Source organism: Ignavibacteriales bacterium (assembly GCA_016709155.1).
GTDB lineage: Bacteria > Bacteroidota > Ignavibacteria > Ignavibacteriales > Ignavibacteriaceae > JADJEI01.
In genome coordinates this window covers 383,251-397,188 of the sequence record JADJEI010000001.1, presented here as the reverse complement: position 1 = coordinate 397,188, position 13,938 = coordinate 383,251, and the positions used below count along the sequence as shown (strand labels likewise).

9 protein-coding genes and 1 pseudogene are annotated in these 13,938 nt (G+C 34.6%); 2 read left to right on the top strand and 8 right to left on the bottom strand.

Annotated features, from left to right (window positions below):
- Position 1: 1 nt before the first annotated feature.
- The 4 genes from IPH11_02035 to IPH11_02020 form a co-directional block, all read right to left on the bottom strand.
- Positions 2 to 727, bottom strand: a complete 726-nt coding sequence (locus IPH11_02035; GenBank protein MBK6912498.1) for an MBL fold metallo-hydrolase — start codon at positions 725 to 727, stop codon at positions 2 to 4.
- Between the two features lie 8 nt (positions 728 to 735).
- Positions 736 to 1,191, bottom strand: coding sequence for a transcriptional repressor (locus tag IPH11_02030; GenBank protein MBK6912497.1), 456 nt, complete (start codon positions 1,189 to 1,191; stop codon positions 736 to 738).
- A gap of 80 nt (positions 1,192 to 1,271) precedes the next feature.
- The gene (feoB, locus tag IPH11_02025) at positions 1,272 to 3,305 is read right to left on the bottom strand and encodes a ferrous iron transport protein B (GenBank protein ID MBK6912496.1); all 2,034 of its coding nucleotides are present in this window, start codon (positions 3,303 to 3,305) and stop codon (positions 1,272 to 1,274) included.
- The gene (locus tag IPH11_02020; protein MBK6912495.1) at positions 3,305 to 3,529 is read right to left on the bottom strand and encodes a ferrous iron transport protein A; all 225 of its coding nucleotides are present in this window, start codon (positions 3,527 to 3,529) and stop codon (positions 3,305 to 3,307) included. The genes feoB and IPH11_02020 overlap by 1 nt, the downstream gene beginning before the upstream one ends.
- A 347-nt stretch (positions 3,530 to 3,876) precedes the next feature.
- Here IPH11_02020 and IPH11_02015 point away from each other — a divergent pair, with 347 nt between their 5' ends.
- Both IPH11_02015 and IPH11_02010 read left to right on the top strand, forming a co-directional pair.
- Positions 3,877 to 4,404 (top strand): hypothetical protein, encoded by a 528-nt coding sequence (locus IPH11_02015; protein ID MBK6912494.1) that lies wholly within the window; start codon positions 3,877 to 3,879, stop codon positions 4,402 to 4,404.
- A 2-nt stretch (positions 4,405 to 4,406) separates the two neighbouring features.
- Positions 4,407 to 6,959: a hypothetical protein gene (locus IPH11_02010; protein ID MBK6912493.1), complete on the top strand. Its 2,553-nt coding sequence runs from the start codon at positions 4,407 to 4,409 to the stop codon at positions 6,957 to 6,959.
- A gap of 63 nt (positions 6,960 to 7,022) precedes the next feature.
- On the opposite strand, the gene IPH11_02005 is transcribed toward IPH11_02010, so the two are convergent.
- From IPH11_02005 to cadA, 4 genes and pseudogenes are all read right to left on the bottom strand, one after another.
- The gene (locus tag IPH11_02005) at positions 7,023 to 10,109 is read right to left on the bottom strand and encodes a glycosyl hydrolase (GenBank protein MBK6912492.1); all 3,087 of its coding nucleotides are present in this window, start codon (positions 10,107 to 10,109) and stop codon (positions 7,023 to 7,025) included.
- Between the two features lie 26 nt (positions 10,110 to 10,135).
- Positions 10,136 to 10,870: an outer membrane lipoprotein-sorting protein gene (locus IPH11_02000; GenBank protein MBK6912491.1), complete on the bottom strand. Its 735-nt coding sequence runs from the start codon at positions 10,868 to 10,870 to the stop codon at positions 10,136 to 10,138.
- Between the two features lie 603 nt (positions 10,871 to 11,473).
- Positions 11,474 to 11,854: a cupredoxin domain-containing protein gene (locus IPH11_01995; protein MBK6912490.1), complete on the bottom strand. Its 381-nt coding sequence runs from the start codon at positions 11,852 to 11,854 to the stop codon at positions 11,474 to 11,476.
- Positions 11,855 to 12,022: 168 nt separating this feature from the next.
- Positions 12,023 to 13,813 (bottom strand): annotated as a pseudogene (cadA, locus tag IPH11_01990) (cadmium-translocating P-type ATPase).
- Between the last annotated feature and the right edge of the window lie 125 nt (positions 13,814 to 13,938).

Sequence of the window (13,938 nt, the reverse complement as noted above, 5' to 3'; positions counted from 1 at the left end):
TTTATTCGGGTACGTGAACTAAAAAAAATTTTTTTGCTGATTTGCCGATAGTATAAGCTTCTTTCAAAGTCATATGCATTTCATCCGGAGTTTCGTCCTCGTGTCCTGCTTCGATTATTGCGAGGTCTGCACCTTTTGCGTTCTTCACTAACTCTTCACAATAAGTTGTGTCACCACCGTAACAAATCCGATTATTCTTATAAGTAAAATTATAACCAATTGCCGGGACATTTCGTGTCTCTTTACCGTTCAATAAATATTCTTTATGGATAACATTAAACGGTAATACGGACACGTTCTTGGTAGAGATTTTCTTGGTCTTTGTGATTTTGTTTAATTTTATTTTATAAGACAAGTAAGGGCGATACACATTTATAAATGCATTATAAATACTTTCAATTTCTTTACATCCGTTCGGATAATGGATTGTTAAAGATTTTTTTTTATTCATAACTCTAAGATATGTTAGAAGCGACCAAACACCTCCGACGTGATCGTGATGTCCATGCGTTACAAAGATATCAGAAATATTTAGAATCTCCTGCGTTCCGATATTTGTATTTAAATCTCTAAGTATCCCATCACCGGGGTCAACAATGAAGTTTGCCTTCCCGGCTTTTAATAAAATTCCAGTTGCAATATTTGGAATTGAGCAGTAAACATCTATTGAAAAATCTTTTTTACTCCAACGAAGCGGGTATTTTATAGCAGTTAATTCTTTTTTCATTCTCAAGTTTAATGGCTTTTAAAATGTTTACAACTATTTTTGTCTTTGCAGTGTGCAAAAATGTTAAAGGAGTAACTACCGAAATTAAATCCAAGTTTGTCACAGATTTGTTTGGGTGATTTTGCAACTGATTCATCAGTGAATTCAACGATGCGTCCGCAGTCAACACAAATTAAATGATCGTGATTTTGTTTTTTAAAGCTGCTCTCATACCGAGTGAGATTGTCACCAAAGTTTCTTTTAATCACCAAATCACATTGAGCTAATAATTCAAGAGTTTTATAAACAGTAGCTCGCGATACATGTGATTTTCTATTTTTCATCAAGATGAAAAGATCATCAGCCCCAAAATGTCCCTGATACTCAATTGCCGCATTTAATACTTCAAAGCGTTCAGGTGTAATTCGGTTTTGACCATTCTTTAAGAATGAGCGGAATAATTCTATAGCTTGTTGATTTTTCACAAAACGAATTCTATTCTTGCATTAATTAGTTTTATCATTAATTAAAAATAATGAAAATAAATTCTTATTAAATATAATTATTATTCAACGCCTAAGAGTCGTAATCCATATACAGTAGCAAAAGTAAAAACATAAGCTATTGAAGTAAAAATTAATATTTGTAAAATTGGTATTCTCCAGCCGCCTGTTTCTTTTTTGGCAACAGCAACTGTCGAAATACATTGCATTGCAAAAACAAAAAAAACAATCAAACCAATACTTGTAGCCATAGTAAATAGTTTCTGACTCGAGTTTTCTATTTCGGCGCTTCTCATTGCAGAAAGAATTGATTGTTGAATAGTTTCCTGATCGCCAGTTACTTTAAAAATTAGAGCAAGTGAACTTACAAAAACCTCCCTTGCTGCGAATGCTGCTACAAGCGAGACTCCAATTCTCCAATCCATTCCCAACGGAGTCATTATTGGCTGAATTAGTTTTCCCAAATCTGATGCATAGGAGTGAGATAATCTTTCTGCACTTTGTAATTGATGTAACTGAATCGGTGAGTTATTTTCACTCTGAACGTGGGGGTTTGTATTTGGAAAATATGTCAAAAACCACAGTATCAAAGAAAACCCTATTATTATCGGACCTGCTCTTTGCACGTAAAGCTTCGAGCTGCTAAGTGTATTGTTGAACACCACTTTCGCTTTAGGTAATCTGTAAGTGGGTAATTCAAGAATAAATGAAGATGAGTCCTCCGCATTAATAATTTTTTTCCTGAATTTATTTATTAATCCAGCAATAACCACTGAACTGATAATACTAAATATATAAATGGAGGATAGAATAATCCCCCCGAGCCAAGGTTTTTCAGGTGGGGTTATAAATGCTATTAAAAGTGCATAGACTGGTAATCTGGCACTGCAGCTCATTAAGGGAATAATAAAAATCGTAAGTAATCTTTCTCTTCTGTTCGGAATTGTTCTTGTCGCAAGCATTGCCGGAATAGCACAGGCAAAACCTGAGAGCATCGGGACAAAAGATCGTCCGTTTAAACCAATTTTTGAGAGTGGTTTATCAATTAACATTGCTCCGCGTGCAAGGTATCCAGTGTCTTCAAGCAAACCTAATATCATAAAAAGTATAATTATTTGAGGAACGAAAACCAGAACTGAGCCCAGCCCGGCAATTAATCCGTTAGCGATTAAGTCACTATACCAGGTGTATCCCATCGTTTGAAAAACTGTTTCAGATGCGTATCCGAAGAAATTATCCACAAGATTCATTAATGGTTGAGCAAGCCAGAAAATCGAAGTAAAGGTCAAAGACATTACCAGAAAGAAGTAAAACAATCCCCAATATTTATGCAGGAGGAACCGGTCAATTTTCAGTGTAGTTTCATCTATTTTATGTGGAAATTTTTTCACACTGTTAAGAACAAGAAGCTCCTTGTTTGCTTTTTCCAAGTTACTTTGTTGTTTGTTTTGTCCGTTAGTTGTTAGAACCTTAGCTTCAATTTGTTCGATCTCTGCAAAAGATTTTAGTAAATAGGATTTATCAGTTGGAATCTTAAAATTCTCAATTTTTATTTTCTCCCCCAATTTGATCAAATCAAGGTTGGCTTTGATTCTATCAATCAATTTGGGAATGCCAGTACCTTTTCTCCCATCGATTTTTACAACATCGCAATTTAATTCCAATCCTAATTTTAACTCATCAATGTCATATCCTCGTTTATTCATTAAATCTAACATGGTTAAAACCAAAATAGTTCTGAAGCCGCTTTGAATAACTTGCTTACAAAGTATTAAATGCCGCGTAAGCTGATTTGAATCGGCAGTTACTATAACAATAGATGGCGGACCAAATTCGGGGTGACTGTAGAGTGCTTCAATTGCAACTGATTCGTCCGGAGAATTTGGGATAAGACTAACCATCCCAGGAGAGTCAAGAAGTTCCGCATGTAATCCAAATTTATTTTGTAAAATTGAAGAATTGTATTCAACTGTTGATCCCGGGTAATTTACAGTTTTATGATTCTTCCCGCTGAGATAATTAAAGAGGGTGGTTTTACCAGAATTAGGCGGACCCACCAATGTGATAAGGGGGATGTTTAATTTAGTTTGAACCATCACGAAACAATAATACAGTCTGCTTCACTTCGGCGGATTGCAACCAGTGTTCCTCTAATTGAAAACGCAAGCGGGTCATTAAAAAATGATTTATTAATTAATTCAATTTCCTGTCCGGGTGTAAATCCAATTTCAATAATTCTTCTGAATGATGGATTGGATGTATCTATTTCACTTATTGTTGCAGTTTCCCCGAAGTTTAATTGTGAGGCTGTTTTTCTCATATATTTTTCTGCATTGCATACTATTAAGATTTAATCTACATAAAAATAGCACTATAAATTTTAATTATCAAAAAATATTATTAGCTGATAACATTATTTTTAGTAATACAAAAGATTTATCGGACACTGATAATTAAGCAGGTAAATTTTGGAGAATATCGGCATTAATTACCATGTTATTTTGTTTCAGTTATTCACTGTCTGAAAAATAGATTTGAAAATCAAAAAAAATTAAAAGTTCGTAATAGGCTTTTTTCTGCAAATTTTTGGTACAATAAATGTATACATTGATGTTGCTACTAAATAATTTGAACGCTATAATTTTAAAATTGAATTGAAAGACGGCTATGCAGTTAAATAAAATTGGCTTTTTAGAAAGCTATTCTACAGACACGAAGTCTGGATTGATGGGAGCAATTTTAGTAACAGATTTAGACACAAAACCACTGGAATTTCGTGTAACAGCCCCGATTAAACCAACAAATTTTCAAAAAACTCTTTATGGCGATGTGCTTCTCGAGCATATTCAAGTTGAGTTAATTTCTGTGCCATTGATCAATGCACTTAGTGGTGAAGTTGATTTGATCCTGGTTCGCGATCCACTTTTTCTCGGTGCAAATGAAAAACAAAATGTAAGAGTAGTTAGAGTTTTTGAAAAATCAGAAAAGAAAAATAATAATTCAGTTTCAGAAGAAATTCCTGCTCCTTGGAATGGCGGTGAGGTTTGTATCGAAAGTGGTAAAAAATTTCAATCGGAACTTCCAGAAATTAAAGAAATGTTGTCCGAAATTTCTTCAAAGCGAAATATTATCGAACCATTCGAACGGCTTAAACTTGCCTGTGAACAGGTTCAGCTTCAAAAAACTAACGAATAATAATGCTTCGATTAGTACGGACGAAGGTTGCTTCGACTGTTGCTGAAATTTCGACAGCCGAGGATTATGCTTGGCATAAATGGCTGAAGATTCCTGAAAATGAAAGAGTATATTTCCCCCAGCCTTCAAGTGCAAGATTATTACCAAAAATTCCTCTTAAAACATTTGATACTCCAGATCAAAGAGACTACCTATTTCCCATATTAACTCCAAAATATTATGCTGATCTTGGCATTCTCAACTTTAAGAACCCCGCAGTATCTACATTCAGATTTAAAATTATCAAGCAGCTGTGCAAAAAATTCAATTTTGAATTCGGGAATTTTTTTAATGAGATTACGAATCAGTCACAACATCTAAAATTTCTTACTTTTACACAACTTTTTACAAACACTAAAATTGAAAATAGTTTTAGTACGATTTATGAATTTGGTCTTTCAATACCGGAAGTTAATGACAAACTGAGCACGTTAAATGCAAGCATTATTCAAATTGAACTTCTCAGTGAAAAAGAAAATGATTTCTCTAAAAAAAATTATAGTGTGAAATTCACCCTAAATAAGAAAGTCCAAAAGTATTACAAGATAAGCCCAGTTATTTTGAATGAGATTGCGATTCGAGCTATACCTGCTTACATGACTGCTCAAAAGCAAAAGTTTTTAAAATTTTTATCACCCATTAATATGTCCCTACTGACAAATTACGAATCAATTACAATTGAATCGCAGAAAGTTTTCATCTCCAAATTCGATATGTTAGATAGTTGCACCGTCTCTGGTAATGATTTTCTAGTTCATAAGAATATTCTTCAAATTCCAGAACTCATTAATGAAATGCCAATTGAAAATTATGTTGAAAAAATTATTGAAGAAGATGTCGCTCCCGAAAAAGAAGTTTTAGTTAATAGTTTTAATAAGGAACTTTTGTGCGGTGAGTTTTTGTCTCTTAAATATTCTAACATCGTTAATAGGTTGAGAAACCAAAGTGAAAAATCAAAAATAAATTCTATCCTAATAATTTGCAGCTTAAATGAATTTCAAGGAATTGGTGAAAGATCATTTGTCAAATATCCGGAAGGATGGGTTGAAAATCTCAAATCATTAAATTTTAATAAAGTACGAGCACTATCGAATGGAGCTTTATTTTTCAATGAGTTGTCCGATTGCACTTCCGACGTTCTAATTACTTCCTATGAAATCCTTTCAAATGCTTTAGCAGAAAATTTAGTCAATGAAGATTTTCTCAATTCATTTGATGTGATGATCTGTGACGAATTTCAACTCGAATTGGAAAAACATTTCAGCCTGATAAGGAAAATTTATAGATGCAGAAATCAATTTATTTGGTTTACTTCAACGGGTTCTAAAGAATTTTTGTTTAAAGAATTGCAAAAAGTCATATCAGATGATTCTAATGTCAGTATTAATAATTATTCGACTGAAAATGTAAATAAGAGGAAAAATCAAATCAATGGTCATTGGCTGAATTTAGAAAATTTACAAAGGGCAGAGTATGAAGAAGCATTAGCATCAGCCAAAAAGGAAATGACTTTGATTGTGAAGGAGGGGAATCCATTCCGGTTTCAGTCAACCATATTTACACAGATACATAAATTGAAACAAGCCTGCAATTTTTCCTTGATGACTAAATCAAGTTCTAAAGCAAATCTTCTCATTCAACATATTCAAATCATTCTTGCATCAGGAAGAAAAGTTATTGTTAGTTCGCAGTATGATAAACTTGGTTTAAAAATGCTCGAACCTGTATTAAAAAGTCATTCAATTTCGTTTTCAGTGTTAAAGAATAGTGTGAGTGACATTGATTTTAGAAATTTTATTGATAGCAAAACCAACGTCTTATTATTTAATGGCAGATTGTCAAGATTAAAAATCTCGGGTGAAAATCTACCTTCAATAATTCTTTTCGATAATTGGTGGAACCCGATTAATAACTGGCATCTTGAAGATACTTTCACAAATAATTTATCCAGTGAAATTGAAATAATTAATTATCAGGTGAGAAACACTATAGATGAAGCTATTCAAACTAAACTGATGGAAAAGTTTCTGCTTGATAAAAATTTATTTGAAACCTTACAAGCTGATAACTTCTCAAGGTTATTGAGTGATGCAGATTGGCTTGAAATTATTGATGTTCAAAATATTTTTCCGGCGTCTGAGGAAAGCGAAGTGAAAATTGAATCCTGGACACAAGACTATTTTATTTCGCTCATTAATCAATTTCTTCGAAAATTAGGTTTCGAGAATTTAAATATTGAATCGGGAATTAGTAAAAATGAATTCATTCTTAAAGCGGAGTATTTTGCGGGTATGGATAAATTGGCTTTGAATTGTTTACTCTTTTTTAGCGAATTTGTTACTGATGATGATATTGAAAAATATTCAACTAAATTTGAGCAAGTAAAAACGCTGTCAAATAGAATATTTATTTTCTGCCCGGGAGAAATTGAATTCAGTAAAAACCCAGGGAATCTAATATCGATTTTAGACGGTAAGAAACTTAGAAGTTATAAAAAGACTTTTAATCTTTTATAACGAAGTCATCCGAAATTTTATAAGTGAGATACAAAATAAATTCCGGATGGCTTCTAAATATTATCAGTTAGAATTGTCTTTTAAATATTCTTCTTTTGTCATCAATGAAATAATTGTTAGGTTTTTTAATTTCAACCCATCATTAATTTTACTTAACTCCGAAGAAGAAATTTCCTCCAAGTAATTTCTTTTATTTGAGGCCTCAGTTTCAAGTGCTGTCAGTCTTTTTAACTGCGATTCAGTTGGTCTGCCTTGATAACCCATAACAGCTCCATAAATATCCGTTACTTTTTCCATCAACCTTTCTTCTCCCGAAAGCCTGCTTGGATTTGTAGAAACTAATTCTTTATGAAGAGCTTCGAGTTTGACCGAAAGTGCATTGATTGAATTCATCAGCGGCTCATCATTAATTATTTCGACAGATTTCTTCTGCAATTTATCTTTAAGATTAGTTGTTTTTTTATCAAGGAATCCCAATTCTTCAGTCAATTTATAGGCTTTCAGTGCAGTTTGATATTGTAAATCAAGATCGGCAATTGAATGCTGCGAATCAGGATCGTAGATCAATGTGATATTACCGGAATAAGTTTTATCTCCTTTAATAATTTTAACGGTATAATTTCCGGGAGGAAATGTTGGACCAAAAAAAGTTCTTCCCAAAGTTCCGAGTGACGCTTTAACTTTTGGCGGCTTCTGCCTGATAAACCATTTAACACGATTTATACCTTTGTTTTTACCAGCCGGGAGTGTTGCAACCTTTTCATTTTTATCATTATAAATTTCAATGAACATATCGCCGAATACATGTCTCTTCTGTAAGTAATAGGTTATAATCGCAGTCTCGGATTCATTCCTTCCAGTAAATTCATCATCACCGCCGAAGACTTGTTCTTGTCCCGGATTCTTGATAGGGAAGGGTTTAGTTTCAAGAAATACTAATTCATCACTTAATTTATCTACGCTCAAATTTCGTATTGGTGTCAGGTCATCAATGATTAGAATACCCCTGCCATGTGTTGCAACTACAAGATCATTTTCAGTTGGATGAATTACCATGTCACGCACTGCAACGTTTGGAGTCTCTGCTGTGAATTGACTCCATGATTTTCCAGCGTCAATTGATACAAATAGTCCAAGTTCAGTTCCGAGAAAAAGAAGATTTTTATTCACTAAATCTTCGCGGATTACATGAGCATATCCTTTTAAATTTTGTGAATAAAGAGAAGTCCAACTATTTCCATAGTCACTTGTTTTAAAAATATACGTATTCATATCTCCATTATAATGTCCATCGAAAGTTGCGTACGCAGTTTTTTCATCAAAATTACTTGAATAAACATTGCTGCACCAAGTATTAGCTGGCAATCCGGTGATATTTATGGTAACGTTTTGCCATGATTTTCCTCCATCCTTTGTTACTTGAATATTTCCATCATCAGTTCCAACCCAAATTATTTTTGAGTTTAAGGACGATTCATTTATTGTGTAAATGGTGCAATGATTTTCAGCGGTTGAGTTATCTATGGTCAAACCACCCGATTGTTCCTGCTTCTGTTTTTCGGGATCATTAGTCGTAAGGTCGGGGGAGATTTTTTCCCAGCTATCGCCGTTGTCTGTTGATCGGAAAAGATATTGTGCACCAACATACATTACTTTTTCTTTTGTGGGACTAAAAGCTACGGGCGTATTCCAGTTGAATCTAAGAATTTCATTTACATCATCAGAGTAAGGTTTGATCTCTTTTGATTCTCCGCTTTTAATGTAGTGTCGAACGATATTTCCTCCTTGCCATTGCCAATAAAGAATATTCTCATCAGTGCGATCAGGAAAAACATAAAAGCCGTCACCGAATCCTATATTTTTCCAATCACTGTTTGATATGCCGCCTGTACTTGTAGAAGGACCTACCCACGAGCCATTATCCTGCAAGCCGCCGTAAACATTGTAAGGTTTTTTCATATCAACACTAACGTGATAAAACTGAGAGACGGGAAGGTTTCTAATTTGATTCCATGAGCTTCCTCTATCGTGCGAAACGTACACCCCTCCATCAGTTCCAACATACATTTCATGATTGTCTTTCGGGTTTATCCATAATGCATGAATATCGCTATGAATTGCACCACCTTCGACAAAGGGAGATGAAAATATTTTTCCGCCATCAGTACTCACGTTGATAGAAAATCCTGGTTTATAAATTCTATTCACTTCAACCGGATCAGGAATGATCAGTGAAAAGTAAAATGGTCGTTCCCCCATGGTAGGAGTATCATTTACTTTTTCCCATGTTTCACCTTTATCAGTTGATTTTAATAAAGATGATTGCTTTGCTTCGATAAGTGCGAAAACTATTGACGGATCAACAGGGGAGACTGTAACACAAACTCTTCCGAGATCACCTTCGGGAAGGTTTTCAGTTATCTTTTGCCACGTCTTACCAGCATCAGTGGAACGGTATAAGCCGCTGCCTTTACCACCCGAATTGAATGTGTAAGCTTTCCTTCTGAATTCCCACATCCCTGCATATAAAATATTTGGATTCGAATAATCAATATCAATAGATGAACAGCCGGTGTTTTGGTCTATATAAAGAATTTTATTCCAGGTAACTCCACCGTCAATGGATTTATAAACTCCACGCTCTTCGCTTTCGGAAAATAATGGACCTGTTGCTGCTGCATAAACTACATCAGGATTATTTGGGTCAATAATAATTTTTGCAATGCGTTCAGTTTTTTCTAGTCCCATCAATTTCCAATTGCTCCCCCCATCGGTAGTTTTAAAAATTCCATTTCCGATAGAGACACTATTTCTTACCCATGTTTCACCGGTTCCCACCCAAACAGTATCGGGATGTTTCTGATCAATTGTGATTGAACCGATAGATTGAGTGTGCTTATCGAAGACAGGTCTAAAAGTTGTGCCGCCGTTTGTAGATTTCCATAACCCCCCTCCGGTAGCGCCGACATAAACAGTGTACCAATTGTCGTTGACTGCATCTATGGCACTAATTCTACCACTCATCGCTGCAGGTCCAATGTGTCTTGAAGTTATCGAGCCAAAAATATCAGTATTTACTTTTGTAGTTTGTTCCTGAGCGAACACTGAAGCGAAACAAAATATCAAGGAAAAAATTATTTTACGTTTCATGTCATTCCTCCTTTGTGGAATTTAAATTACTCCTTTGTTTTTGCAGAATCCATTTCGAATATCGCTGGATCAACTTCAATATTAAACTCAACTTTATCAACAACGATTTGCGAAACGGTTTGTCCGCCCATCTTTGATTCCATACTATATGCCATTACAATTCCATCCGTGGGTTTGTAATTGCTGTAAAAAGTTTCAACTTCTCTTTCAACCCCCATCACTTTTACTTTTGCTTTCATTTTTAACGGGACATAATTTTCAGAATCCATATAATAGATGTATTCATTACCATTTTCTTTCGTTAGCTTTAAAAGATAAACCTGCTGACCTTCCATATCTTCGGTACCTGCTAACTCAACTTTGAATCCTTTGTCAGCATAGTTATAAAACAATCCGTCAATATCCGCTTGATCTTTTAATTCATCAACTATATCCTGCTGCGCTTGAGTTGGAACTGTATCGCCCATAAACGGATTTAATGCCCAGCCGATTTCACCGTTGTAGGCTTGTATAAATTTTAATCCCTGAAACTCACCTTCGACGCGAACTTTATTTGGTCTAAGTGCATAAGAGGTAAACGGGATCTCCATTCCTGCTTGCACAAACTTTCCGGTTGTTTTAACAGTTTGAACTTCTAATAAATTGTCCTGTCCAATTGCCTCAAAATGTTTTGCAAGTATTTCATCAACTGTTTGTGCGGATGTAAATCCTATTGAAATAAATAAGAAAAGAATTAAAAATAATGAGAGAGATTTTTTCATTTTATTTTGACTCCTGATTTGGTTATGTGAATAAATTATAAGAATGAATAAATCATTCTTTACTCTACCTAATATTAAACATAGAATTTGAGTTCAGCAAAAAATTGATGTTAAGCGGAAAGACTGTTTGATGAATGGATGGAGATTACCAAGTCCTTTGCACAAAAATTGGGAGCAGTCCGTTGGTTTTACGGGACAATTTTGGAAATAGTTAAACAAATGAAAAATGAATTTGTAATCCGTTGTGCGTATTCTTGGATGCTTCATGAATATTCATGGATGGTTCATGCTGCGTCATGAATGCTTCAAGCATATTCATGAGAGGTTCATGAATCTGCATGAAAGGCTCATGAATCTTCATGAGAGGCTCATGAATATCCATGAAGGGTTCATGAATCTCCATGAGAGGCTCAAGAATCTCCATGCGAGGCTCATGAATAACGGAAAAGCTTCAAAATGATTAAAATTTGAAGAATTTATACTTCCTAAGCCGATTTTTAGAATGTATTTCTCACAATTTCATTTTCGCAAAGAATCAAAGATATTCTTCGATTTTCAAGTGATTCAAAGATTAGTTGAACGAAATAAACTCGACAGTTTTTTTTATTCCTCAACGGTAATTTTAGCCTTCATAGAAGTATGAATCATACAGAAGTAATCAAAACTTCCTGTGTTATCAAACTTGAATGAGAAGGTTTGATTTGCTGAAACATTATTACTATTAAATGTTCCGTTTGGATTGGGAGAAATTCCACTCGTAACTGTGTGTGCGTAAGAATCTTTATTTGTCCACGTCACGGTAGTTCCTTTTTTCACGGTTAAGGCTGCCGGTTGAAATGCATTTCCCTGAATGGTAATAGCATTTGGATCTGTGTTTGTATTTGTTGATGAATTTTCTTCGCTGCAGTTAAGCGAAAAAATGACAAACAATAAACTTAAAACCAGAACTGAGAACAAGCGGATTTTATTTTGAACTGTGTCCATTTTGGGCGCTCCTATTTAGAATTAAAAAATATTATTGGAGAAAATAAGTTATGATTAAAATAGTAACTGATATGTTAAATCAAAATGCTTAAAATAGTATCAAGTTCAAGTTCAAGAGCAAGGTCAAGGTCAAGAGCAAGATCAAGCTCAAGTTCAAGCGAGCAGGTTTTATTTCATCACCCTCATTGCATTTAATATTGCTATTATTGCCACACCCATGTCACCAAAGACAGCTTCCCACATTGTTGCAATTCCAAATACGCCGAGAAGAATAAAAAATAATTTTACTCCCATCGCAAAAAAGATATTCTGCCAGACTATCATTCTTGTTCGTTTTGCTATTTCAATTGAATGAACAACCAGCATTGGTGAATCTGTCATAAGCACGACATCCGCAGTTTCTACTGCTGCGTCTGAACCGAGTGCACCCATCGCAATTCCGACATCTGCACGTGCTATTACCGGTGCATCATTTATTCCATCGCCAACGAATGCGACATTATCTCCTTTGTTGGATTGTTTGATTAACTTTTCAATATACTCAACTTTATTTTCCGGCAGCAACTCGTAATAATATTCTTTTATACCAAGCTTCTCTGCATAAACTTCCGCAGTACTTTTGTTGTCGCCAGTTAGCATAACGGTATTTATTCCCTTTTGTTTTAAGCTGCTCACAGTTTCGATTGCATCATCTTTTATTCTATCAGAAATAATTATATATCCTGCATATTTTTATTCACAACAACGTGAACAACAGTCCCTTCGACATTGCAAACCTCGTGTTCAATATTTTCTTTATGCAGCAGTTTGTCATTACCGATTGATATTTCTTTTTCATCAACAACTGCGCTAATTCCGTATCCTGAAATTTCGTTAACATTTTTATCCTGGTATTGTCCAATGCTTTGCTGTACGCTTCAAGAATTGATTTTGCAATCGGATGATTTGAATGAGCTTCGGTATATGCAGCGTATTCAAGAACAACCTCTTTACTAAATCCATTAGCGGTTGTTATTTCAGAGACTTTAAATTCGCCTTTTGTCAGAGTTCCTGTTTTATCAAAGACTACTTTTTTTACTTTTGTAAGAGCATCCAAATAATTTGAACCTTTAACTAAAATTCCTCTGCGTGAGGCACCACCAATTCCTCCAAAATATCCAAGCGGAATGCTAATTACCAAAGCGCAAGGACAAGAAATTACAAGCACTACCAATGCTCTGTAAATCCAATCATCAAAGGTTTGTCCTGCAAAAAACAAAGGTGGAATAACCGCAAGCAGCAATGCGCCAAATACAACAACCGGAGTGTAATATCTTGCAAAGGTTGTTATGAATTTTTCTGTTTGTGCTTTCTTGCTCGTTGCATTTTCCACAAGCTCAAGAATTTTTGAGATAGATGATTCATTAAATAATTTCGTTACTTTAATTGTCAGTAATCCCGATTGGTTAATCATTCCTGCTAAGACATTGTCTTTCTCTCTTACTTTTCTTGGAACACTTTCACCTGTTAATGCAGAAGTTTCAACAAACGAATTGCCTTCAATTATTTCTCCGTCCAATGGAATTTTTTCGCCGGCTTTTACAATTATGTGCTCACCGACTTTTACACTTTCGGGTGAAACTTTTTTTGTTTCTGCGTTAGTTTTCAGATTCGCATAATCAGGTTTTATTTCTAACAATGCTTTGATGGATTTTCGCGAACGATTGACCGCAATGTCCTGGAACATTTCTCCAACAACATAAAATAACATAACCGCAACGCCCTCAGCCATTTCATCTAATGCGAATGCGCCGATTGTTGCAATTGTCATTAGAAAATTTTCATCAAAGATTTTGCCTTTGAAAATATTTTTGCAGCTTTCAGAATTATCTTCCAGCCGCTGATTAAGTAAGCTGTGATGAATACAAAATATTCAGCCCATTTGAATTGTGTATTGTGGATTAAATTTTCATAAGCCATACCAAATATTAAAAGAGCAATAACCAATACTATCTTGATTATGGTATATTTATTCTCAATTAATTCGCGAACCGTAAATGAAGTTTTCGCAAAAGGTTTGACTGATGAAGGTAAAATTACTTCCA